The 23,228-nt window shown below is 74.0% G+C and carries 23 protein-coding genes; 15 read left to right on the forward strand and 8 right to left on the reverse strand.

The features are described 5' to 3' along the window. Nucleotides 1-85: 85 nt before the first annotated feature. From ACLWS4_RS03880 to ACLWS4_RS03900, 5 genes are all read left to right on the forward strand, one after another. Nucleotides 86-814, forward strand: coding sequence for a VIT1/CCC1 transporter family protein (locus tag ACLWS4_RS03880; RefSeq protein WP_074000789.1), 729 nt, complete (start codon nt 86-88; stop codon nt 812-814). Between the two features lie 151 nt (nt 815-965). Further along, a complete protein-coding gene (locus ACLWS4_RS03885; protein ID WP_416873549.1) occupies nt 966-3,503 on the forward strand; it encodes an ATP-dependent Clp protease ATP-binding subunit in 2,538 nt (845 codons plus the stop codon). Nucleotides 3,504-3,606: 103 nt separating this feature from the next. Further along, on the forward strand, nt 3,607-4,851 hold the full coding sequence (locus tag ACLWS4_RS03890) for a sensor histidine kinase (protein WP_416873356.1): 1,245 nt from the start codon (nt 3,607-3,609) through the stop codon (nt 4,849-4,851). Next, nucleotides 4,848-5,525, forward strand: coding sequence for a response regulator (locus ACLWS4_RS03895; protein WP_416873357.1), 678 nt, complete (start codon nt 4,848-4,850; stop codon nt 5,523-5,525). The genes ACLWS4_RS03890 and ACLWS4_RS03895 overlap by 4 nt, the downstream gene beginning before the upstream one ends. A gap of 165 nt (nt 5,526-5,690) precedes the next feature. Further along, the gene (locus ACLWS4_RS03900; protein ID WP_117487545.1) at nt 5,691-6,002 is read left to right on the forward strand and encodes an SHOCT domain-containing protein; all 312 of its coding nucleotides are present in this window, start codon (nt 5,691-5,693) and stop codon (nt 6,000-6,002) included. Between the two features lie 129 nt (nt 6,003-6,131). Here the strand turns inward: ACLWS4_RS03900 and ACLWS4_RS03905 are convergent, their stop codons facing one another. The 3 genes from ACLWS4_RS03905 to ACLWS4_RS03915 form a co-directional block, all read right to left on the reverse strand. Continuing rightward, nucleotides 6,132-7,016, reverse strand: coding sequence for a metallophosphoesterase family protein (locus ACLWS4_RS03905; RefSeq protein WP_049654506.1), 885 nt, complete (start codon nt 7,014-7,016; stop codon nt 6,132-6,134). A gap of 248 nt (nt 7,017-7,264) precedes the next feature. Beyond that, complete coding sequence (locus ACLWS4_RS03910) at nt 7,265-7,618, reverse strand: DUF4190 domain-containing protein (RefSeq protein ID WP_416873358.1); 354 nt, start codon at nt 7,616-7,618, stop codon at nt 7,265-7,267. A 57-nt stretch (nt 7,619-7,675) separates the two neighbouring features. Continuing rightward, entirely contained in the window at nt 7,676-7,831 is a 156-nt protein-coding gene (locus ACLWS4_RS03915; RefSeq protein ID WP_158077657.1) for a hypothetical protein, read from the reverse strand. 120 nt (nt 7,832-7,951) lie between these two features. Here ACLWS4_RS03915 and ACLWS4_RS03920 point away from each other — a divergent pair, with 120 nt between their 5' ends. The 6 genes from ACLWS4_RS03920 to ACLWS4_RS03945 all read left to right on the forward strand — a co-directional run bounded on the left by ACLWS4_RS03920 (nt 7,952) and on the right by ACLWS4_RS03945 (nt 14,877). Next, nucleotides 7,952-8,581 (forward strand): TetR family transcriptional regulator, encoded by a 630-nt coding sequence (locus tag ACLWS4_RS03920; RefSeq protein ID WP_416873359.1) that lies wholly within the window; start codon nt 7,952-7,954, stop codon nt 8,579-8,581. Nucleotides 8,582-8,730: 149 nt separating this feature from the next. Further along, nucleotides 8,731-9,606: a S1 family peptidase gene (locus ACLWS4_RS03925; RefSeq protein WP_416873360.1), complete on the forward strand. Its 876-nt coding sequence runs from the start codon at nt 8,731-8,733 to the stop codon at nt 9,604-9,606. A gap of 249 nt (nt 9,607-9,855) precedes the next feature. Then, nucleotides 9,856-11,376, forward strand: coding sequence for a S28 family serine protease (locus ACLWS4_RS03930; RefSeq protein ID WP_053112204.1), 1,521 nt, complete (start codon nt 9,856-9,858; stop codon nt 11,374-11,376). Nucleotides 11,377-11,556: 180 nt separating this feature from the next. Beyond that, entirely contained in the window at nt 11,557-12,240 is a 684-nt protein-coding gene (locus ACLWS4_RS03935) for a TetR/AcrR family transcriptional regulator (protein WP_117487542.1), read from the forward strand. Further along, complete coding sequence (locus ACLWS4_RS03940; RefSeq protein WP_416873361.1) at nt 12,224-13,858, forward strand: acyl-CoA dehydrogenase family protein; 1,635 nt, start codon at nt 12,224-12,226, stop codon at nt 13,856-13,858. The genes ACLWS4_RS03935 and ACLWS4_RS03940 overlap by 17 nt, the downstream gene beginning before the upstream one ends. Then, a complete protein-coding gene (locus tag ACLWS4_RS03945; protein WP_416873362.1) occupies nt 13,855-14,877 on the forward strand; it encodes an amidohydrolase family protein in 1,023 nt (340 codons plus the stop codon). Before ACLWS4_RS03940 ends, ACLWS4_RS03945 begins: the two co-directional genes overlap by 4 nt. Here the strand turns inward: ACLWS4_RS03945 and ACLWS4_RS03950 are convergent, their stop codons facing one another. Then, nucleotides 14,878-15,681, reverse strand: a complete 804-nt coding sequence (locus ACLWS4_RS03950; RefSeq protein ID WP_416873363.1) for an inositol monophosphatase family protein — start codon at nt 15,679-15,681, stop codon at nt 14,878-14,880. It lies immediately after the preceding gene. Between the two features lie 115 nt (nt 15,682-15,796). Between ACLWS4_RS03950 and ACLWS4_RS03955 the strand changes: the two genes are divergently transcribed. Together ACLWS4_RS03955 and ACLWS4_RS03960 are read left to right on the forward strand one after the other, a co-directional pair. Beyond that, a complete protein-coding gene (locus tag ACLWS4_RS03955; RefSeq protein WP_416873364.1) occupies nt 15,797-16,789 on the forward strand; it encodes an Lrp/AsnC family transcriptional regulator in 993 nt (330 codons plus the stop codon). A 166-nt stretch (nt 16,790-16,955) separates the two neighbouring features. Beyond that, nucleotides 16,956-17,390, forward strand: coding sequence for a hypothetical protein (locus tag ACLWS4_RS03960; protein ID WP_387819828.1), 435 nt, complete (start codon nt 16,956-16,958; stop codon nt 17,388-17,390). Here ACLWS4_RS03960 and ACLWS4_RS03965 read toward each other — a convergent pair. The 3 genes from ACLWS4_RS03965 to ACLWS4_RS03975 all read right to left on the reverse strand — a co-directional run bounded on the left by ACLWS4_RS03965 (nt 17,387) and on the right by ACLWS4_RS03975 (nt 19,735). Then, on the reverse strand, nt 17,387-18,256 hold the full coding sequence (locus ACLWS4_RS03965) for a helix-turn-helix domain-containing protein (protein ID WP_387966201.1): 870 nt from the start codon (nt 18,254-18,256) through the stop codon (nt 17,387-17,389). The genes ACLWS4_RS03960 and ACLWS4_RS03965 overlap by 4 nt on opposite strands. Nucleotides 18,257-18,361: 105 nt before the next feature. Then, nucleotides 18,362-18,844 carry a hypothetical protein gene (locus ACLWS4_RS03970; RefSeq protein WP_416873365.1) on the reverse strand — a complete coding sequence of 161 codons (483 nt, stop codon included), beginning with the start codon at nt 18,842-18,844 and terminating at the stop codon, nt 18,362-18,364. A 183-nt stretch (nt 18,845-19,027) separates the two neighbouring features. Then, nucleotides 19,028-19,735: a 4'-phosphopantetheinyl transferase family protein gene (locus tag ACLWS4_RS03975; RefSeq protein WP_416873366.1), complete on the reverse strand. Its 708-nt coding sequence runs from the start codon at nt 19,733-19,735 to the stop codon at nt 19,028-19,030. Nucleotides 19,736-19,989: 254 nt separating this feature from the next. Between ACLWS4_RS03975 and ACLWS4_RS03980 the strand changes: the two genes are divergently transcribed. Beyond that, complete coding sequence (locus ACLWS4_RS03980) at nt 19,990-21,438, forward strand: choice-of-anchor A family protein (RefSeq protein ID WP_416873367.1); 1,449 nt, start codon at nt 19,990-19,992, stop codon at nt 21,436-21,438. Nucleotides 21,439-21,568: 130 nt separating this feature from the next. Here the strand turns inward: ACLWS4_RS03980 and ACLWS4_RS03985 are convergent, their stop codons facing one another. Continuing rightward, nucleotides 21,569-22,198, reverse strand: coding sequence for a TetR/AcrR family transcriptional regulator (locus ACLWS4_RS03985; protein WP_416873368.1), 630 nt, complete (start codon nt 22,196-22,198; stop codon nt 21,569-21,571). A gap of 76 nt (nt 22,199-22,274) precedes the next feature. Here ACLWS4_RS03985 and ACLWS4_RS03990 point away from each other — a divergent pair, with 76 nt between their 5' ends. Beyond that, nucleotides 22,275-23,219, forward strand: a complete 945-nt coding sequence (locus ACLWS4_RS03990) for a hypothetical protein (protein WP_416873369.1) — start codon at nt 22,275-22,277, stop codon at nt 23,217-23,219. The last annotated feature ends 9 nt before the right edge of the window (nt 23,220-23,228 follow it).

Genomic DNA, 23,228 nt, shown 5'->3' on the forward strand with positions numbered 1-23,228 from the left:
GGCCGTGCTCGGTGGCGGGTGGCGGGGCCGGGGGCGCCGGGCGAGGATCGGGGGGACCGGTCGGACCCCTGGGAGCGGTGGGCAGATGGCTGAGCAGGTCGGGGAGCAGGTCGGAGCGCAGGCCGGGGGGTCGCGGGCGGAGCTGTCCTCGCGCCTGAACTGGCTGCGCGCGGCCGTGCTGGGGGCCAACGACGGCGTGGTGTCGACGGCGGGCATCCTGACCGGCGTGGCGGGTGCGGCGGGCTCCCGGACGGCGCTGCTCGCGGCCGGGGTGGCCGGGCTGCTGGCCGGGGCGATGTCGATGGCGGCCGGCGAGTACGTCTCGGTCAGCACTCAACGGGACACCGAGCGGGCCGCGTTGGCGCGGGAGCGGCGGGAGCTCGCGGAGGACCCGGAGGGGGAGCTCGACGAGCTGACCGACTACTACCGGGGCAGCGGGCTGGCGGACGGCCTGGCCCGGGAGGTGGCGACGGCGCTGACCGAGCGGGACGCGCTGGCCGCCCACGCGCAGACCGAACTCGGCATCGACCCCGACGTGTTGACCAACCCCTGGGAGGCGGCACTGGCCAGCGCGGCGGCGTTCACGCTGGGCGCGCTGGTGCCGCTGCTGGCGGTGCTGCTGCCGCCGGAGTCGTGGCGGCTGGTGGTGACGGTGGTGGCGGTGGTGGCCGCGCTGACCCTGTCGGGCTGGGCGAGCGCCCGGCTGGGGGGTGCCGGTCCGGCCCGGGCGGTCCTGCGCAACGTCGTGGGCGGGTTGCTGGCGATGGCGGTGACGTACAGCGGTGGCGTGCTGCTGGACCAGGTCACCGGGTGACCGCGCCCCCGGCCGTAAGGGCGGACGGGCGGACCGTGGCGGCGGGGCCCGGGCACGCCGGGTGACGGCCCCGGTCGGCTCGACGGGCGGGCCGGTCCGGCCTGTGTTTGTGTGGCTGCAAACCGCTTGGGAGAGGTGACTTGCCGTGACCATGCCCCCGTTCGGATCGAACGATCCGTTCTCCGACCTGCTCAGCCGGTTCTTCGGGATGAGCCCGCTGGCCTCCCCGCCCGCCGTACAGCGGGTGCCGATCGGGCGGCTGCTCAGCGAGTCCTCGCAGGAGCTGCTCGCGCTGGCCGCGCAGCGGGCGGCCGAGGACGGCTCCAGCGACCTCGACACCGCGCACCTGGCCTGGGCGGCCACCCGGGTGGACCCCTCGCGCCGGATGCTGGAACGGGCCGGGATCGACCCGGACCGGCTCTCCGGCGACCTGGAGCACGCCCTGCCGTCCGGCAACCCCGACACGGTGGACGGCCGGCCGGCGCTCACCCCCTCGGCCAAGCGCGCGCTGCTCGTCGCGCACGCCCGCTCGCAGGAGGCCGGGGCCTCGTACATCGGCCCGGAGCACATCCTCGGCGCGCTGCTCGACCAGGAGCGCTCGGGCGCCGGGGTGGCGCTGCGCAACGCGGCGCCCTCGCAGGAGGCGCTGAAGTCGGTGCTGGAGGGCCGCGGCACCGGCGGCGAGCGCAGCAGTACGGGCGCCCACCCGAGCGAGACGCCGACGCTGGACGAGTACGGGCGCGACCTCACCGAGGAGGCGCGCTCGGGCCGGCTGGACCCGGTGGTGGGCCGGGCCGAGGAGATCGAGCAGACCGTCGAGATCCTCTCCCGGCGGACCAAGAACAACCCGGTGCTGATCGGTGAGCCGGGCGTCGGCAAGACCGCGATCGTCGAGGGCCTGGCCCAGCGGATCGTCTCCGGGGACGTGCCGCAGAGCCTCAGGGAGAAGCGGGTGGTCACCCTCGACCTGACCGCGCTGGTGGCCGGTTCCAAGTACCGGGGCGAGTTCGAGGAGCGGCTGAAGAACGTGATCGACGAGGTCACCGCGGCCGAGAAGAGCGTGATCCTGTTCCTGGACGAGCTGCACACCGTGGTCGGCGCGGGCGGTGGCGGCGAGGGGTCGATGGACGCCGGCAACATCCTCAAACCGGCGCTCGCGCGCGGTGAGTTGAGCGTGGTCGGCGCGACCACCCTGGACGAGTACCGCAAGCACGTGGAGAAGGACGCCGCGCTGGAGCGCCGCTTCCAGCCGGTGCTGGTGCCCGAGCCGAGCGTCGAGGAGACGATCGAGATCCTCCAGGGGCTGCGCGACGCGTACGAGGCGCACCACCAGGTGCGGTTCACCGACGAGGCGCTGGACGCCGCGGCGACGCTCTCCGACCGGTACGTCAGCGACCGCTTCCTGCCCGACAAGGCGATCGACCTGCTGGACCAGGCGGGTGCGCGGGTCCGGCTGCGCAGCCTGAGCGGCTCCACCGAGGCGACCGGGGTGCGGGACCGGATCACCAAGCTGAAGCGGGAGCTGGACGAGGCCGTCGCGGACGAGGAGTTCGTCCGGGCCGCCAACCTGAAGACCGAGCTGCGGCAGACCGAGGACGAGCTGGCGGCGGTCGCCGAGTCCCGCGAGGAGGTCGTCGACGTGACGGCCGACGACATCGCGCAGGTGCTCTCCTCCCGGACCGGCATCCCGGTCGCGGAGCTGAACGCGACGGAGAAGGAGCGGCTGCTTAAGCTGGAGGACCACCTGCACCAGAAGGTGATCGGCCAGGACGAGGCGGTCACCGCCGTCTCCCAGGCGGTGCGCCGCGGCCGGGCCGGGATGGGCGACCCGGAGCGCCCGACCGGCTCCTTCCTCTTCCTCGGGCCGACCGGCGTCGGCAAGACCGAGCTGGCGAAGGCGCTGGCGGCACTGCTGTTCGGCGACCCGGACCGGATGATCCGCTTCGACATGAGCGAGTTCCAGGAGAAGCACACCGTCTCCCGGCTGGTCGGCTCCCCGCCCGGGTACGTCGGCTACGAGGAGGCCGGGCAGCTGACCGAGGCGGTGCGCCGCAAGCCGTACAGCGTGCTGCTCTTCGACGAGGTGGAGAAGGCCCACCCGGACGTCTTCAACCTGCTGCTCCAGGTGCTGGACGACGGGCGGCTGACCGACTCCCAGGGGCGTACGGTCGACTTCCGCAACACCGTGGTGATCATGACCAGCAACATCGGCTCGCAGCGGATCCTCGACCACGCGGGCAACGTGGACGAGATCCGTGAGGACCTGATGCGGGACCTGCGGCAGCACTTCCGGCCGGAGTTCCTCAACCGGATCGACGAGGTGATCGTCTTCCACGCGCTCACCCGGAAGGACCTGCTGTCGGTGGTGGACCTGCTGCTGGAGCGCAGCCGGCGGCGGCTGCGGGCCCAGGACGTCCGGCTGGAGGTCACCGAGGCGGCCAAGGAGTACCTGGTCAACCGGGGCTACCAGCCGGAGTTCGGGGCCCGGCCGCTGCGCCGGACGATCCAGTCGGAGCTGGACAACCGGATCTCCAACCTGCTGCTGGACGGTTCGGTGCGGGAGGGGGACACCCTGATCGCGGAGGTCAGCGACGGGGAGCTGGTGGTCACGCTGGCGCGGCCGGAGGCCTCGGCCACCTTCGAGGAGGCGGAGGCGAAGGCCGCTGCCGCCGCTGCCGCCGAGGGCTGATCCGGTCGAGGCGGGCATGGTTCGGGCGTACTCCAGGGGGAGTACGCCCGAACGCCACTGCTGGAGGACGCGTACGGGCGCGGCGCGGGTCTAGCTTGTGGGCATGATGCCGCCCACCTCCCCGCCGACCGAGCCGCCCGTGGCGGAGCAGCCGCCGGGGGAGCCGCCCGAGCCGCCGCGCCCGCCGTGGGCGCGCGCGGCCGCGGTGGGCCACGCGCTGGGGCCGGCGGTGGCGGTCGCGGCGATCCAGGTGGTCGGCTCGACCGTCGCCGCGCACGGCCAGCACGGGCGGGTCCCGCTGGACGCCCTCGGCTACCTCCTGCTGCTGCTCGGGCCTGCCCTGCTGGTGCTGCGCGGCCGCCGGCCGGTCGCGGTGGCGGCCGGCACCTCGGTGGTCACCGCCGGGTACCTGGCCGCCGGGTACCCGTACGGGCCGGTCTTCGTGAGCTGGCTGATCGCCTGCTGTGCGGCGATCTGCTCCGGGCACCGCCGGGCGGCCTGGACGGGCGCGGCCGGGGTCTACCTGGTGCACCTGCTGGGCGCCTTCGTGCTGCCGGCGAGCTGGCAGCGCGCCGCCCCGCCGTCCGGCAGCGTCTGGCCGCAGGAGCTCGGGCTGCTGGCCTGGCTGCTGCTGGTGATGGCGGGCGGCGAGCTGGTCCGGTTCCGGCGCGAGCGGATCGCCGCCCACCGGGCCTACCGGCAGCAGCTGGAGGAGCGCCGGGCCAACGAGGAACGGCTCAAGATGGCCCGGGAGTTGCACGACATCCTGGCGCACAGCCTGTCGCTGATCAACATCCAGGCCGGGGTCGCGCTCGCGCTGCTCGACCGGCGGCCGGAGGAGGCGCGCGGCGCGCTGGTCACCATCAAGTCGACCAGCAAGGAGGCGCTCGGCGAGGTCCGCCAGGTGCTCGCGACGCTGCGCGGGCCCGGCGCGCCGCCGCGCGGGCCGGCCCCGGGGCTGGACCGGCTGGACGAACTCACCGAGCAGGCGGACCGGGTGGGCCTGGAGGCGGAGGTGCAGGAGCGCGGCGAGCGGCGCGCGCTGTCCGCCGCCGTCGACCTCACCGCCTTCCGGATCGTCCAGGAGGCGCTCACCAACGTGGTCCGGCACTCGGCGGCCCGGCAGGCGGTCGTGGTGCTGGACTGGACGGACCGGGCCGTGCTGGTGGTCCGGGTGGAGGACCCGGGGCCCGCGGTGCCCGGTGACGCGGGCGGGTCGGGCAGCGGGCTGGTCGGGATGCGGGAACGCGCGGCGGCGTTCGGTGGCACCATCACGGCGGGGCCGCTGCCCGACGGCGGCTTCCGGGTCCGGGCGGAGCTGCCGACACCGAAGGCGGAGAGCGATTGATTCGGGTACTGCTGGCGGATGACCAACTGCTGGTCAGGGCGGGCTTCCGGGCCCTGCTGGACCTCCAGGACGACCTCACGGTGGTCGGCGAGGCGGACGACGGCGAGGCCGCGGTCGGGCTCGCCCGCGAACTCGTGCCGGACGTCGTGCTGATGGACATCCGGATGCCGCGGATGGACGGGCTGGAGGCGACCAGGAGGATCGCCGAGGACCCGGCGCTGTCCTCCGTGCGGGTGGTCGTGCTGACCACCTTCGAGCTGGACGAGTACGTCTTCGAGGCGCTGCGCTCCGGGGCGGCGGGCTTCCTGGTCAAGGACACCGAGCCGGCCGACCTGCTGCGGGCGGTCCGGGTCGCCGTCGCGGGGGACGCGCTGCTCTCGCCGGGGGTCACCCGGCGGCTGATCGGCGAGTTCGCCGCCCGGTCGAAGCGGCCCGAGACCGTGCCGCAGGGGCTCCCGGACATCTCGATGCTGACCGAGCGGGAGCGCGAGGTGCTGGCACTGGTCGGGATGGGGCTGTCCAACGAGGAGATCGCCCGGCGGCTGGTGGTCAGCCCGCTGACGGCGAAGACGCACGTCAGCCGGGCGATGGTGAAGATCGGGGTGCGGGACCGGGCGCAACTGGTGGTGCTGGCCTACGAGTCGGGGCTGGTGCGGCCGGGCTGGCTGGGCTGAGGCCTGCTCCCGGGCCGGAGCGTCGCGGGTGGTTCGTACTCTCCCGGGAGTATCCCAACTGCCGCTGCTGGTAGGACGCGCGATGAGGCTCTTCGGCGGGACGCTTCAGGTGTCTCGGGGACCGCCCGAGGCGCTGGAAGCCCACCGCCGAGGAGTTGAACCACCATGTACACCCAGCTGGCCGACTGGCACGGCCCGGGCCCGTGGATCCTGCTGATCCCCCTGGTCTGGATCGCCGTGGTGGTCCTGGTGATCGCGGTCCTGCGCCGCACGGTCTGGCGGCGGCACGGCTGCGGGTACGGCGCCAGGGCCGGGTTCGGGCCCGGATCGGGAGCCGGGGCCGTCGCGGAGCATCCGCTGGCCGTCCTGGGCCGCCGCTACGCCGAGGGCGACATCGACGCCGAGGAGTACCGCGCCAAGCGGGCCGTGCTCAGCGAACCGCCGCGGGGCGACCCCGGAGGAGGTGGCGCCAAGTGACCGCCCCGGGCGTCGTACGGGGCGCCGCCGCCCGGGTGGCCGACGACCGGGTCGCCGACGCCGTGGAGGTCCACGGTGTCGGCGGCACCGGGGGCCGGCAATCCGGCCGCGTGACGGTGGGCCGGAGGCTCAGCCCGCCTGCTGCGGGAAGACCTCCCGCAGCAGCGGGTCCGGCAGTCCGCGCTTGCGCCACTCGCGCGGGTAGCCGAGCGAGACCTCCGTGAAGGGGACGCCGTCGTAGGTGGTCCGGCGCGGGATGTGGAGGTGGCCGTAGATCATCGCCGCGGTGTTGAACCGGGTGTGCCAGTCGGCGGTCAGCTCGGTCCCGCACCACTGGGCGAACTCGGGGTACCAGAGGATCTCGGTGGGCTGACGGACCAGCGGGTAGTGGTTGACCAGGACGAGCGGGATGTCCGGGTCGCAGGCCGCCAGTCGCTTCTCGGTCAGCCGGACGCGCTCGCGGCACCAGGAGTCGCGGTCCGGGAACGGGTCCGGGTAGAGCATCCGCTCGTCCGCGCAGACGATGCCGCTCTCGTAGGCGGCCGCCAGGGAGGCCTCCTTGGTGGTCGTGCCCGGCGCGCGGAAGGTGTAGTCGTAGAGGAGGAAGAGCGGGGCGATGCGGACGGGTCCGCCGGGGCCCTCCCAGACCGGGTACGGGTCCTCGGGGGTCACCACGCCGAGCCGGCGGCAGCGTTCCACCAGGTGCTCGTAGCGGGCCACTCCGCGCAGCTGGACCGGGTCCTCGGGGTGGGTCCACAGCTCGTGGTTGCCGGGCACCCACACCACGCGGGCGAAGCGTTCGGCGAGCAGGCCGAGGGCCCACTCGATGCTGGTGGTGATCTCGGCGACGTCACCGGCGACGAGCAGCCAGTCCCCGGGGTGGGAGGGCTGGAGCTTCTCCACCAGGTCGCGGTTCTCCTGGTAGGAGATGTGCAGATCGCTCACGGCGAGCAGCCGTCCACCCGTCGGGGTGGTCCGTTCCGGCTGTGCCTCGCTGCGGTTCTCCGTAGTCACTCCTGCCCCCTGAGGTCGCCCGGCCAATGGGGCCCACCCTACGTGGCGGGCGGGGGGAGTGGGGCGGGTTGACGGGATCAGTCGTTCGAACCGTCGGTTCAGGAGCCGAGGTCAGCCCGGCGATTCACCGGTGGTTCACCGGCGGGTCAGGGCCGGGACGGTGGATCGGGAGCCGAGCGGAAGGCGGGCTGAGGACAGGAGGCGGAATCAGGAAGTGGGAGTGGAAGGGGAGTTGGGGTCGGGCCGGTTCAGGAGCTGATGTCGATGAGCACCCCGTGGGAGGTGGCGGTGGTGACGGCGAGGATCGCCAGCGAGGCGATGCCGAGGGTCAGGCCGAGGACGGCGCGGCCGCGCCGGTTGGTGCCGCGGACCAGGGCCAGGGTGGCCAGGGTGATGGCGATCGGCCCGAGGACGATGTTGAACAGCAGCAGGCCGGGCAGGCCGAGGAGGAAGGAGGCGACAGCGAGGCCGTCGGCCTCGGCGGTGCCCTGACGGCCGGTCGCCTGACGAGCAGTCTGCTGGGCCTGGCGCTCCGGGCGGTCAATGTTCTGGCGGCCGATGGCGAGGCGGCCGGTGGTGACACGGTCGGTGACGGTGCTCATGGTGGTGCGGGTCCTCTCTGAAGAGTGGCCGCGGGTGCGGTCCGCGGAGCGGCCGGGTCAGCGGTGCCGGAGGCGGGCGATGCCCTCGCGGGCGCCGAAGGCGAGCAGCCAGGCGGTGATGCCGGCGGAAGCGGCGAGGAAGACCGGGAGCGAGGTGTGGGCGGCGGTGCCGATCAGGATGCCCATGGCGACCAGGGCGGAGAGCAGGATCACGGCTGACTCCTTCGGCTGCGGCTGGGACTGCGCCGATTTCGGTTGACAAGTGTTCACTGACTTCGGCCCCACTCTACGCTCGGCTGGCCAAGTTCGGCAAACGAATGTTTACTGAATGGCGTGAGTCACACCGTTGGGGCCAGGCAGGCCCAGAAGCAGCAGAGTCGGCGGGCCCTGCTGGATGCCGGGCTGCACCTGTTGGCCGATCAGAACCTGGCGAGCCTGGGCGTCCGCGAGGTCACCCGCGAGGCGGGGCTCTCCCCGGCCGCCTTCTACCGGCACTTCCCGGACCTCGCCGCCCTCGGGGTGGCGCTGGTCGAGGAGTCGCTGGCCAGCCTGCACGTCATGATCCGTTCGGTGCTCGCCGAGGCCGGCGACGCCGAGGAGCTGATCGACCGCGCGGTGGACGTGATCGAGAGGCACGTCCGCGAACACCGGGCGCACGTCCGCTTCCTGGCGCGCGAGCGGCACGGCGGGGTGCGGCGGGTGCGCGAGGCGATCGACGTCGAACTCGGCCGCTTCGCCGCCGAGGTGGGAGCCGCCCTGGCGCTGCAGCCGCAGTCGCGGGGGTGGAGCGAGCAGGACCTGCGGATGCTCGCCGAGCTGTACGTCGACCACATGGTCTCCACGGCCGCCGCCTTCCTGGAGGCGCTGGAGACGGACCCGGCCCGGGAGCGGCGGATCGCCGCCACCGCGCGCCTCCAACTGCGCCTGATCAGTCTCGGTCGGGAGCACTGGCAGGCGGGTTGACCGTCCGGGCGTTGGCCGGGTGGCGACGATAACCGGTCATTGCGGCTTGGGCGGTTCTTGGTGTTGCTTTGACTCTTGACAGTGGGTCATGTCCGCGACAGCTTTGGTGCACCCCCACCAGTGGATCCCCCCACACCGAGAGGTCTCTCATGAAGAAGCCGCTCAAGCCGCTCATAGGCACGGTCGCCGCGTTCCTGGTCGCCGGGGCCACCGCCCTCGGCGGAGCCGCTCCGGCCCAGGCCGCAGCCTCCGCCGACAAGTCCGCCGACAAGTCCGCCGCCAAGCCCGTCACCGCCGTCAACTTCGCCGGGACGGTCGCCCTCAGCAACTGCTCCGGTTCGCTGGTGCGGATGCCCGGCTCGACCGCGAACGACCCGGCCCTCATACTCTCCAACGGCCACTGCCTGGAGACCGGCATGCCCGGTCCGGGCGAGGTGGTCCTCAACCGGTCCTCCAGCCGGACCTTCACCCTGCTCAACGGGAGCGGCAGCGGTGTCGCCACGCTGCGCGCGAACAAGATCGTCTACGGCGCGATGACCGACACCGACGTGTCGATCTACCAGCTGAACACCACCTACGCCTCGATCCAGTCCCGGTACGGCATAGCCCCGTTGACGATCGCCGCCACCCACCCGGTCCAGGGCACCTCGATCAAGGTCGTCTCCGGCTACTGGAAGAAGATCTACTCCTGCTCGGTGGACGGCTTCGCCTACCGGCTGAAGGAAGCCGACTGGACCTTCAAGGACTCGGTCCGCTACACCTCCACCTGCAACGTGATCGGCGGCACCTCCGGCTCGCCGGTGGTCGACGCCTCGACCGGCCAGGTGGTCGCCGTCAACAACACGATCAACGAGAGCGGCGAGACCTGCACCCTGGACAACCCCTGTGAGGTGGACCAGAACGGCGCGGTGACGGTCCGTCCGGGCATCGGCTACGCCCAGGAGACCTACGGGATCCCGGCCTGCTTCGCCGCCGGCAACCGCTTCGACCTCACCCTCGCCGGCTGCACCCTGCCCCGCCCGTAAGCCACCAGGGCAACCGCGCTGACCAGCACTTTTCCCCCGATGGGCCATCCGCGAACGGCGGGTGGCCCATTCGGCCGTCCGTCGGTCGGCCACCGCTCCACCCCGCTCCACCCGGCCGTCCACCAGTCGGCCACCGCTCCACCCCGCCCCACCAGTTCCACCGCGCTCCACCCGCACCATCCGCTCCACCCGCGCCGCGCGGCCGTACCGGCGGGCGGCGATCATGTCAGCTGAACAGATGGAGAGTTGATGACCACCACCGTGAGAAGGCTGCTGGCTTCCGCCCTGCTGATACCGCTGCTCGCGCTCGGCGGCCTGGCGAGCCCGGCGTCCGCCGCCGACGGCCAGGGCGCGCAGGGTGCCCAGGGGGCGCAGGGTGACCAGGGCAAGGGGTCCCGCCACGGCCGGAGCCCCGCCGACGACCCGACCGCCGACATCAAGGACCGCCTGGCGGCGATCCCCGGCGTGACGATCACCGAGGAGAAGCCGACCACCACCGGTCACCGCTACTTCGTCGCCACGTACACCCAGCCGATCGACCACTTCCGGCCCTGGCTGGGCACCTTCCAGCAGCGCTTCAGCCTGCTGCACCGCGGCTACGACCGCCCGACCGTCTTCTACACCAACGGCTACACGCTGGGCACCAACCCGTCCCGCACCGAGCCGACCCGGCTGGTGGACGGCAACCAGGTGTCCATCGAGTACCGGTTCTTCACCCCCTCCCGCCCGGAGCCGGCGGACTGGTCGAAGGCCGGCATCCGCCAGGGCGCCGCGGACTCGCACCGGCTGGTGACCGCGCTCAAGCGGATCTATCAGGAGGAGTGGCTGTCCACCGGCGCCAGCAAGGGCGGCATGTCCTCCACCTACTTCCGCCGCTTCTACCCTGACGACGTGGCCGGCACGATCGCCTACGTCGCGCCGAACAACACGAACGTCAACGACTACCAGGCGTACAGCGACTTCTTCCGGACCGTCGGCACCCCCGAGTGCCGGGCGAGGCTGAACGCCGCCCAGCGCGAGCTGCTGGTGCGCCGTGACCGCCTGGTGCCCCGCTACGTCGCCGACAACAAGGCGTCCGGCTCCACCTTCAACACCCTCGGCTCCCCGGACCGCGCGTACGAGGCCGGCGTGCTGGACGTGGTCTGGGGCTTCTGGCAGTACAGCCTGGAGGCCGACTGCGCCAAGGTCCCGGTCGCCGCGACCGCGACCGACGACGAGCTGTACGCCTGGTTCGACTCGCAGTCCGGCATCACCGGCAACAGCGACCAGTCGCTGGCGAAGTACACCGCGTACTACTACCAGGCCGCGACCGAGCTGGGTGCGCCGTTCTTCGACGTCTCGCACCTGAAGGACGTGCTGCACTACGACTACAAGGAGCTCTACTCGGTCCGCAGCTACGTGCCGAAGGAGATCCCGACCGTCTTCAACCCGAACGCGATGCCCGACATCGACCGCTGGGTGAAGCGCGAGGGTGAGCGGATCATGTACGTCTACGGCGGCAACGACCCGTGGGGTGCCAAGCCGTTCCACCTCGGCCGGGGCAGCGAGGACAGCTACGTCTACACCGTGCCCGGCGGCAACCACGGCTCGAAGATCGAGCAGCTGCCCGCCGCGCAGTCGGCGGAGGCCACCGCCAAGGTGCTGGAGTGGGCCGGTCTGGGCGACGCGAACGCCGCCCGCTCGCTCGCCAAGACGCCGCAGCCGGGCTCGGATTTCGGCCCGCTGGACGTCGAGGGCCAGCGGCTGGAGCAGGAGCGCCGCCCGCTGTAGCGCTCGCGCGCGGCAAGCCGCACCACCACGCACGAGGAGGAGGCCGTCCCGGCACCCGGGGCGGCCTCCTCGCGTCGTCCCGCGCCCCCCGCGCCCGCGCGTCCCCCGCACCCCGCCGGCGGGAAGGTCGGGCCGCCCCAGCCCCTCCCCGAAGCAGTGAATCAGTGCTTCAATGCTTGCATGGCCTACCGACGCACGCCCGCCGTACAAGCCCGCCTGGACGCCCAGCGCGAAGCGGTGCTCCAGTCGGCGGTCGGCCTGCTCGCCGAGCGCGGCTACGGCGGCTGCACGATGGCCGCCGTGGCGGACCGCGCCGGGATCGCCACCGGCAGCCTCTACCAGCACTTCAGCGGCAAGGCCGAGCTGTCGGTGCAGCTGTTCCGCCGGGTGGTCACGCACGAGATCGACGCGGTCAACGCCGCCGTCGCCCGCCAGGACACCCCGAGGCGGCGGATCGCCGCCGTGGTCGAGACCTTCGCCGCCCGCGCCCTGCGCGCGCCCCGGCTGGCGTACGCGCTGCTGGTCGAGCCGGCCGACGCGGTCGTGGACGAGGAGCGCCTGGTGTTCCGGCGGGCGTTCCGGGACGTGATCGCCACCGAGATCGCCGCCGCCGTGGCGAGCGGCGAACTGCCCGAGCAGGACCCGGTGCTGACCGCCGCCGCCCTGGTCGGCGCGGTCGGCGAGGCCCTGGCCGGCCCGCTCGCCGCCGCACCCGGAACAGCCGCGTCCGGAGCAGCCGCCACACCCGGAGCGGCCGGGACCGGAGACGCCGAGCCCGAACAGAGCGACAAGACCACGGTGGTCCCCGCCCTGGTCTCCTTCACCCTGCGTGCCCTGGGAGGACGCGATGACAGCGACGCATGAGGTCACCAACCAGGTGCCCCTGCCGTACGGACACGACACCGCCGCCGACCCCACCCTGCTCGCCGCCCTCCAGCGGGCCGACGCCGGCTGGGCCGAGCCCGAGCTGCGCGAGCTGGGCCGGCTGGCCGGCTCCGAGCAGGCCGCCGAGTGGGCCCGGCTGGCCAACGAGAACCCGCCGGTGCTGCGCACCCACGACCGCTTCGGCCACCGGATCGACGAGGTCGAGTTCCACCCGGCCTGGCACGAGCTGATGCGCACCGCCGTCGGGTACGGCCTGCACGCCGCCCCCTGGCGCGACGAGCGCCCCGGCGCCCACTCCGCCCGCGCCGCCCGGTTCTTCGTCTGGGGCCAGGTCGAGGCCGGCCACACCTGCCCGATCTCGATGACCTACGCCGCCGTCCCGGCCCTGCGCGCCAACCCGGCCCTGGCCGCCGAGTTGGAGCCGCTGCTGGCCGCCCGGGAGTACGACTACGGGCTGCGCGAGCCGCGTACCAAGCGCGGGCTGATCGCCGGCATGTCGATGACCGAGAAGCAGGGCGGCTCGGACGTCCGCACCAACACCACCACCGCCATCCCGCAGGCCGACGGCACCTACCGGCTCACCGGCCACAAGTGGTTCACCTCGGCGCCGATGTCCGACCTCTTCCTGACCCTCGCCCAGGCCCCGGGCGGCCTCAGCTGCTTCGTGCTGCCGCGCGTCCTGCCGGACGGCGGCCGCAACCGCCTGCAGCTGATGCGGCTCAAGGACAAGCTCGGCAACAAGTCCAACGCCTCCGCCGAGTTGGAGTACGACGGCGCGGTCGGCTGGCTGGTCGGCGAGGAGGGCCGGGGCGTCCCGACCATCATCGAGATGGTCAACATGACCCGGCTGGACTGCACCGTCGGCGCGGCCTCCGGCATGCGCTACGGCGCCACCCGGGCGGTGCACCACGCCCTGCACCGGCGGGCGTTCGGCAAGGCGCTGGTCGACCAGCCGCTGATGCGCAACGTGCTCGCCGACCTGGTGGTGGAGTCCGAGGCGGCCACGATCGTCGCGATGCGGCTCGCCCGGGCCACGGACCGCGCCCTGGCCGGCGACGAAACCGACGCGCTGGTCCGGCGGTTGGGCCTCGCGGTGGCCAAGTACTGGGTGTGCAAGCGCGGTCCGGCGCACGCCGCCGAGGCGCTGGAGTGCCTGGGCGGCAACGGCTACGTGGAGGAGTCCGGGATGCCCCGGCTCTACCGGGAGGCGCCGCTGGTGTCGATCTGGGAGGGCTCCGGCAACGTCGCCGCCCTGGACGCGCTGCGCGCCATGGCCAAGCGCCCGGAGACCGTCGAGGCCTTCCTCGGCGAACTCGACGCCGCCGCCGGCGCGGACCGCCGGCTGGACGCGGCCGTCGCCGCGCTGCGCAAGGAGCTGACCGACCCGGGGGAGCTGGAGTACCGCACCCGTCGGCTGGTCGAGTCGATGGCGCTGGCCCTCCAGGGCTCGCTGCTGGTCCGGTACGGCAGCCCGGCGGTCGCCGACGCGTTCTGCGCGAGCCGGCTCGGCGGCGACCACGGCGCGGCCTTCGGCACCCTGCCGTCCGGCGTCGACACCGGGGCGATCATCGACCGCGCCCGCCCGGTGATCGCGTGAGCGACCGGGAGGCGGACGGCGTCGGGGAGGCGGACGGCGTCGGGGAGGCGGAGGGCGTCCGGGCGTTCTGGCAGGGCCTCGGCCTGCCGGGGCTGATCGACGTGCACACCCACTTCATGCCGAAGAACGTCCTCGACAAGGTGTGGGCGTACTTCGACGCGGCTGGCCCGCTGGTGAACCGCCCGTGGCCGATCACCTACCGCGAGGCCGAGGAGCAACGGGTCCGGCGGCTGCGGGACTTCGGCGTCCGGGCGTTCACGTCCATGCTCTACCCGCACAAGCCCGGCATGGCCGGCTGGCTGAACGGCTGGGCCGCCGACTTCGCCGCCCGCACCCCGGAGTGCCTGCACACCGCGACCTTCTTCCCCGAGCCCGGGGCGCCCGGCTACGTGGCCCGGGCGATCGAGGACGGCGCCCGGGTGTTCAAGGCGCACCTCCAGGTCGGCGGCTACGACCCGGCGGACCCGCTGCTGGACGGGGTCTGGGGGCTGCTCGCCGAGACCGGCACCCCGGTGGTCACCCACTGCGGGTCCGGGCCGGTGCCGGGCGAGTTCACCGGCCCCGGCCCGATCGGCGCGGTGCTGGAGCGGCACCCCGGCCTGGTCCTGGTGGTCGCCCACCTCGGGATGCCCGAGTACCGCGACTTCCTCGACCTGGCCGAGCGCCACCCGGCCGTCCGGCTGGACACCACCATCGCGTTCACCGACTTCGCCGAGGCCGACGTCCCGTTCCCGCGCGCGGAACTGCCGCGCCTGCGCGGGCTGCGGGAGCGCGTCCTGCTCGGCAGCGACTTCCCCAACATCCCCTACCGGTACGTCCACCAGCTGGAGGCGCTGGCCGGGCTGGGGCTGGGGGAGGAGTGGCTGCGGGCGGTCTGCCACGACAACGCGGCCGCCCTCTTCGGACTCGGACCGGGACTCGGACCGGGACTCGGACCGGGACCCGAACCGCGACCGGAACCGCGACCGGAACCGCGACCCGAAGCGGGGCCCGAAGCGGGGCCCGAGCCGAGGGGCTGATCACCGCACCGTCCGCAGCACCTCCAGCGCCCGGGCGTGCAGCCCGGGCGCGGCGGCGAGGAAGCCGTCGGAGCCGGCCGTCCAGGCCGCCCCGGCGGCGTCCGTCACCGTGGCGCCCGCCTCGCGCGCGATCAGGGCGCCGGGCAGCAGGTTGCCCGCGTCCAGGCCGTACTCCCAGAACAGCGCCAGGTGCCCGGAGCCGACCTGGGCCACCTGGAGCGCGGTCGGGCCGAGGTTGCGCACCGCCAGGACCGCGCCCGCCATCGCGGACAGCGACTCGCCGGCCCGGCGCAGCGCCACCGGGTCGGCGGCCACCCGGGGCGGCTGGCTGGTGGCGGCGACGGTGACGGCCAACTCCCGTTCCAGGGGCGCGATCGGCCGCCCGTCCAGCTCGGCCCCGCCGCCGAGCACCGCCCGGTAGGTGCGGCCGTCCTGCTCCGGGGCGTGCACCACGGCCAGCACCGCCGAGCCGTCCCGCACCAGCGTGGCGGTCACCGCCCAGTGCGGCTGCCCGAGCAGGTACTGCACCGCGCCGTCGGTTGCGTCGCACAGCCACCACTCGCCCTCGGCGGGCACCGGGCCGTCCAGTTCCTCGGACACCCAGCCGGCCCGGGGGCGCAGCGCCGTCAGCCGCTCCCGCAGGGCGGCGGCCGCCGGGCCGTCCAGCTCGGCGAAGCGGGCCGCCGCCTCCTCGACGGTCCGCGCCGTGACCGGCTCGGCGGACCGGCGTGCCACCAGCCCCGCACCGACCTCGCGCACCGCGGCCTCCACGCCCTCCGCCAGCGTCCACAGCCCGTCCGTCACGGTGACTCCTCCTCGCTCCGGGCCGGTGTCCGCTCCGGCCGCCCGGGACAAGGAGTACCGTCAGGGCTGCCGAACAGGACGCAGCAGCCGCCGGAAGTGGCGGGGATCGGACACCATGGACCTCTCCACCGCCGATCCGGACAGCGTGCTGGACACCCTCGACCGCCGCCTGGTGTGCGCCCTCCAGGTGGACGGACGGGCCGAGCCCGGCCGGATCGCCGAGGTGCTGGGCGTCTCCGCCCGGACGGTCACCCGCCGGCTGGGCCGGATGCGGCAGGCCGGGGTGCTGCGGGTGGTCCGGCTGCCGGACGTCGAGGACGCCGCCGTGGGCGCGCTGCTGCTGCGGGTCCGGGTGCTGAGCGGCCGGGTGGACGCCATCGCGCGGGCCCTCGCCGACCGCCCCGACGTGCCGTTCGTCGACGTGATGCTCGGCGGCCACGAGGTCGGGGCCGTGGTGCTCACCGACGCCGGCTCCCGCGACCGGCTGCTGTACGGGCAGCTGCCCGCGACCGGCGCCGTCACCGAGACCACCACCCACGCGGTGCTGCACGCCTTCGCGGACGCCGGGCAGTGGCGGGCCGGGTACCTGACCGGGGAGGAGGCCGCCGCGCTCGCCCGGCCCGCCGTCCCGCGCCCCGCCGAGCCCCCGCCGCTGGACGATCTCGACCGCGCGCTGCTGGAGCGGCTCGGCGAGGACGCCCGGCAGTCCCACGCCGTACTGGCCGCGGCGGTGGGCGCGCCCGAGTCCACGGTGCGCCGCCGGCTGCACCGGCTGGACGGGGCCGGGCTGCTGCGCACCCATGCCACCGTGGACCCGCGGCTGCTCGGCCTGGCCGTGGACGCCAACCTCTGGCTGGACGTACCGCCCGGCCGGATCGCCGAGGTCGGCACGGTGCTGGCCCGCCACCCGCGGGTGCACGGGGTGTTCGCCACCAGCGGCCCGGCCAACCTGCTGGCCACGGTGTTCTGCCCGGACCACGGTGAGCTCTACCGCTTCCTCACCGACACCCTCGGCCCGCTCGGCGTCACCCGGGCGGAGACCACCATCACCGCCCGCGCGGTGAAGCGGGCGGGCGTCCTGCTCCGGCAGCCGCCCGGGCGGCCGTAGCCCGGGTGCCCGTGGCCCGGCGGCCGTAGCCCGACGACCGTGCCCGTGCGGGCGCCCGCCCTTACCTGCGGGGTAATCGACGCCCGCCGCCGGGCCGGGCAGGGTGGGGGCACCCGGTGCGGCCGCCACGGTCCCGGGGCCCACCCCCGACAGGAGGCGATCCGCCATGTCCGCCCACGCGAACACCCTCAGCCCCGCCCGGCCAGGTTCCGCTCTCTCCCCGTGGACGGTGCGCGGCGCCCTGACCCTGGACGCCCTGGTGACCGGCGGCAACGGCCTGGCCTACCTGGCCTTCTCCGGTCCGCTCGGCGAGCTGCTCGGCGCGGGCCGCACCACCCTGGTCGAGGTCGGGCTGCTGCTCCTCGGGTACGCCCTCGCGGTCGGCGCGCTGGCCGCCCGGCGGCAGCCGCCGGGGCCGGGGGTGCGGGCGGTGATCGGCGTCAACCTGGCCTGGGTGGTGCTCAGCCTGGTCGCGATGGAGGTGTGGCTGGAGCCGACCACCGCCGGGTTCGTCTGGATCCCGGTGCAGGCTGCGGCGGTGGCCCTGTTCGCCGTCCTCCAGTTCACCGCCCTGCGGCGCCGGGCCCGGCAGCAGGGCTAAGGCGTGTCGGGCACGACCTGACGTTCGGGGCCGACCACGGACTGCAGGAACCGCACCGTCTCCGCGTCGGCCGGGAGGAAGGTCTCCATGGCCAGCTCGGAGACGGTGACGTCCAGCGGCGTGTTGAAGGTCGCGATGGTGGAGAGGAAGGAGAGCACCCGCTCCTCGTACCGGATCCGCAGCGGCAGCGCGAACGGGGACCCGTACGCGGCCGGCCCGTCCACCCGGTCGTCGGCCGGCTCGTCCGCCGGGTCGCCGGCCGGTTCGGGGTAGCCGCGGACCTCCTCGTACAGCCGGCGCAGCGGCTCGGCGCGGACCAGCTCCAGCTGCCGCTCCATCCGCTCCAGCAGGTGCCGCCGCCACTGCCGCAGGTTGACGATGCGCGGCGCGAGCCCGTCCGGGTGCAGGGTGATCCGGATCGCGTTGAACGGCGGCTCCAGCAGGTGCGGGGCGACGCCGGCCAGGAGCAGTCCGAGCGAGCGGTTGGCCGCCAGCACCCGGAAGGACCCGTCGACCACGACCGCCGGGTACGGGTCGTGGGCGGCCAGCAGCCGCTCCAGCCCGCCGCGCAGCGCGGCCATCGACGGGTCGTCCAGCGGTGTCTCGGGGTAGTGCGGGGCGTAGCCGGCCGCCAGCAGCAGGGCGTTGCGCTCGCGCACCGGGACGTCCAGCTCCTCGGCCAGCCGCAGCACCAGCTCCCGGCTGGGGCGGGAGCGGCCGTTCTCGACGAAGCTGAGGTGGCGGGCCGAGGAGTCCGCCCGCAGTGCCAGTTGCAGCTGGCTGAGCTGCCGTCGTACCCGCCAGCCGCGCAGCAGCGGACCGACGCCGGTTCCCGTCGGGCTGCCCATGCCCGCCATGATCGTCATGGCCCAGGACGGTACTCGAACCACCCCGGTCGGCGGGAGGGGGCGCGGGGGACCAGGCGACAAGGAGCCCGGGGCCCGGGGGATCAGGGCCCGGTGCTCAGGGGCTCAGACGCCGGTGCTCGACCCCGGGCGGATGACCATGAGCACCACGACCACGGCCCACAGCAGGTTGAACACCCCGGAGGTCATCGGCAGCAGCTTCAGGCCGCCGACGGCCTTGGCGTGCCGCTCGTCCGACGGGTCGAGTTCGAGCGCGTCCACGGCGGCCTGCTGGCCGGGCAGCACGAAGAGCAGGAGGGAGAGCGCGGCGATCGCGGTCAGCACCATCGAGACGATCACCCAGGACTGCCCGAGCACGTCCATCACCTGGGCCAGGCCGATGCCCAGCACCGGCACCGCGACCCCGAGCAGCGCGTAGACCTGGGTGATCCGGTGCAGCACCCGCAGCACGCCGGCGTCGGAGGCCCGGTCCGGTCCGCCCGCCAGCGCGGCCTTCGCCCGGCGCGGGAACATGCTGACGGCCACCGCGACCGGGCCTATGAACAGGACCGACACGAGGACGTGCAGGCTCAGCAGGAACTTGGCCATGGCGGGGCACCCTCTTGAATCCGGTGGGCAGCTGGGCAGCTGGGCAGCTGGGCAGCTGGGCAGCTGGGGGGCGGGGCGCACGCGATCGGCGGGCCCACGACCAGGCACGCTAACACCGCTTATTCACCGGCCCACCGCGCGGGTGGGCGCCGGAGCCCGCCCCGGCGTCCAGCCCCCCTTCGCTCAGCCGGCCGCCGTGAGCTCCACGATCCGGGGCGGGGCGGTGCTGACGGCCGCGACGGCGGCGGCGTGCTCCGGGTCGGTCCAGTCGAGCAGGTGCAGGTCCTCGTACCGGCTGCGCAGCGGGGCGCCCGGCGGGACGGCCAGCGGCAGGGCGGAGAGGTCGACCCGACCGAGGGTGTCCAGGGTGGCCCGCCCGATCTTGATCAGCGACTCCTTGCGCACCCAGAGCCGCAGGAACGCCCGCTCCGGCTCCGGGTCGGCCTCGACCAGGGCGAGCTCGGCCGGGGCGAGCACCCGGCGGGCGACCGAGCGCAGCGAGCCGCCCCGGGTGGACAGCTCGACGTCGACCCCGACCGGCTGGAACCCGGCGCCGGCCGCGACCACGCCCCGGGTGTGCGACAGGCTCACGTGCACCCCGGGGTGGTCCGGCAGGTAGGGCTTGCCGTGGTCGGCGAGCCCGCAGTCCGGGCACTGCTGGGCGAGGACGAGGCCGGCCACCGGCACGTCGAGCAGCCGGGCGGCGCAGAGCCGGACCAGGACGTGGCCGGCGGTGAAGTCGGTCCGCCCGGACTCGTGCCGGAAGCGCGCGGCGCGCTCCCGCTCCATGGCGGTCAGCAGGTGCTCGCCCGCCTCGGGGTGCCGCAGTACGGCGTCGGCGGACGCGACGGCGACGAGCGGCGCGCTCTGTTCCTGGGCCTCGGTGGTCATGCCTCCAACCTAGGGCCTTGCCGTCCGTCGGCACCCGCCCGAGGAAGCGCTGCTCCGTACGGATGAATTTCGGATCCGATCTGAGGGTCTGTAAAGTGCGGATGGTCCGTTTTGGGGTTGGATGTCCCGGATCTGTTAGATCGCCAGCAGATGGCACGGAACATGGCAGGTCGTCCCGGCCTGTCCTTTTCTCATGCACGGAGGAATTGTCGATGGGTCAGGCCACCGGTTCGCCGGATCACAGAACGACCGCCGTGAGAACACCGGCCACACGACGGCGCCGGGCCGTCCGGGTGGCGGTGGCGACCGCCCTCACCGCGCTGCCGCTGGCCGCGGTGCTGACGGTCGGTTCCGCCGCCCCGCTGGCCCCGCCGCTGGGCGCCTGCTCGGGGCCCGACTGCCCCGCCACCTGGCCGCCGCCCAACAACGGCGACTTCCCCGGCCGCGACGCCACCATCAACGTCTTCACCGGCGGCGACTACACGGTGACCGGCCGCGCCGCGGAGGCCGAGGGCAAGATCGTCACGCTGGGGAACCTGACCGTCGACAAGAACGGCGGCGGCATCTACAACATGGGCGTCGTCGGCGTCGGCTCGCGCGTGGTGCCGCCGAACGGCAGCGACTTCGTGACCGCCGGCGGCAACGTCGACGTGCTGACCGGCAACGCGATCCTGATCGGCGGCAGCGACTCGCACGGCCCGGCCTTCGGCAACCTGCGCCACGCGGGCTCCGTCACCGGCACCGTGAACATCGACCCCACCGGCGAGTCGATCCAGGACCCGAACGCGGCCGCGCCCTACCAGTCGGTGCTGACCCAGATCGAGGAGGTCTCCGACTGTGTCGGCCGGGCCACCGCGACCGGCACCGTCGACATCTCCCCGAGCCAGGCGACCTTCACCGGTGACGGGACCAGCATGAAGCAGGTCTTCAACGTCACCCAGAACCTCGCCTCGCCGTCCGGCGGGCAGATCGGCCTGGTCTTCAACAACATCCCGGCCGGCGCCACCGTCGTGGTGAACATGCTCGGGGACAGCCCGATCATCAACACCTACACCGGCACCGGCCTGGCCGGGGACCAGACCACCGACATGCGCTCGAAGCTGATGTACAACTTCCCGACCGCGACCTCGGCGCAGATCCTCGGCAGCGCCCAGTTCCAGGGCTCGGTCATGGCCGGCAACCCGGGCGGCACCACGACCATCGCCCAGCCGGGCATGAACGGCCGGGTGTACCTGGCGGGCAACCTGGTCCACACCGGTACCGGCGGCTACGAGATCCACAGCTACCCGTTCGACGGCGACCTGCCGGACTGCGCCGTGACGCCCAGCCCGTCGCCGACCTCGCCGACGCCGTCCCCCTCGCCGACCTCGCCGAGTCCGACGTCGCCGTCTCCCACGTCGCCGTCGCCGACTTCCCCGTCCCCGACGTCGCCGAGCCCGACGTCGCCGAGCCCGACGTCCCCCGCGCCGACCTCTCCGGCGCCGACCTCGCCGTCGGCCAGCGCGACGACGTCGAGCGCCGGTCCGGGCCCGACCAGTCACCACCCGACCAAGGCGCCGACCAGCCAGCACCCCGGTGGCGGTGAGCTGCCCTCCACCGGTGCGGGCAACGCCCCGGTGGTCTTCGGCCTGGCGGGCGTCGGCCTGCTCGGCCTCGGCGGTCTGGCCGTACTGGCCGCCCGCCGCCGCGGCCGCCACAGCTGACGGACCGTACCGCTGACGAACTGACGAACTGATCAGCCGGACAGCGGCGCAGGCCGCCCGAGTCGACCCCGACCGGGCGGCCTGCGCCGTTCCCGTCCCCGCCGCCGCGGGCTTCCCCCGGTCCGGCCGCCTACCGCTCGGTCGGGTAGCGGGCGAGGCCCGAGGTGAGCAGGCCGAAGGCGTGCCGCACCCCCGCCTCGACCCGGGTCCGTACCGCCTCGGCCGGCTCCCCGGCGACCATGGCCCGCCGGATCTCGCCGAGCACCGCCCGGTGGGCCCCCGCGACGGCTCCGGCCACGACCCGGGGGAGCGGGTCCTCCGGTGCGGCGCCCGACTCCTCGGCCAGGGCGGCCGCCAGCGCCGCTTCGGCCCGTTCGCCGAGCTCCAGCAGTCGGGCCCGCAGGGCGGCGCTGTCCTCGACGATCCGCCAGAACGCCGCGATCCCCGGGTTCAGTCCGACCGTCGGCTCGCCGCTCGCGAAGGCCGCCAGCAGGTCGGCCCGGACGGCGTCCACGGCCGAGCTGCCCGGGGGGCGGTGCCGGACCACCTCGGCCAGGTGGGCGACCACCTCCTCCTGGCGGTCGAAGAACAGGTCCTCCTTGGTCGGGAAGTAGTTGAAGACCGTGTTCGGCGAGACCCCGGCGGCCCGGGCCACCTCGACCACCGTGACCCGGTCGAAGCCGCGCTCGGCGAACAGGCCCATGGCGGTGTCGGAGAGCAGCTCCCGGGTCTGCTGCTTCTTGAGTTCGCGAAGTCCCATGGCCGGATCCTATCCGCCAATCATGGTGTCACTGAAAACTTGCGGTGACACCAAAAATATCCGCTACGGTGACGGCATGACCTTCACCTTCGGCATCTATCCCGGCGGGCTGGCGGGCGACGACACCGGCGTGATCACCCCCGCCCGCCCCGACGACCCGGCCCTGATCACCGCCGCCCTGCGCGAACTCCAGGGCGGTGCAGGGGAGTTCCTGGTCCGCGCCTACCGCTCGTACCCGGGCGGCGAGCACACCCCCGAGCGGCCCGAGCGGTACGCCGTCGAGGGCCGCCGGCTCGACCTGGTGGTCCAGTACCGGGAGCGGAGCGGGGAGTTGGCGGGCTGGCTGGACTTCGTCCGGCGGACGGTCCGGACCGAGGGGCACCGCCTCGCCCTGCTCCAGATCTGCGAGGAGCCCAACCTGGACCTCCCGCCCGTGGACGGCAGCATCCCGAACGTCCGCCGGGCGCTGGTCGAGGGCGTGGTCGCGGCCAAGGAGGAGGCGCTGGCCCACGGATTCGACCGGCTGGCCGTCGGCTTCAACGCGGTGCCCTCCTTCGACCCCGCGGACACCTTCTGGACCGAGCTCGGGGAGCTCGCCGACGAGCGCTTCCACCGCGCCCTGGACTACGTCGGCCTGGACTTCTTCCCGGACGTCTTCCGTCCCGTCCAGCCGTCCCAACTCGCCGACGCGGTACGGGCGGTGCTCACCGGCTTCCGCCGGGACGCGCTGCCCCGGGCCGGGATCGGGCCGGACGTCCCGCTGCGGATCTGCGAGAACGGCTGGCCCACCGGCCCCGGGCGGAGCGAGGCGCGGCAGGCCGAGGTGGTGGCGGAGGTGGTCCGGACGGTCGCCGGGCTCGCCGCCGAACTCCACGTCACCGGTTACGCGTTCTTCGCGCTGCGCGACGCGGACAGTGCGGGTGCCGGGCTGTTCCCGCGCTTCGGCCTGCTGCGCGACGACTACACGCCCAAGCCGGCCTTCGCGGTCTACCGCGGGCTGGTCCAGGAGCTGACGAACTGACCTTCCGGC

It is taken from the genome of Kitasatospora sp. SC0581 (assembly GCF_048159585.1).
Lineage (GTDB): Bacteria > Actinomycetota > Actinomycetes > Streptomycetales > Streptomycetaceae > Kitasatospora.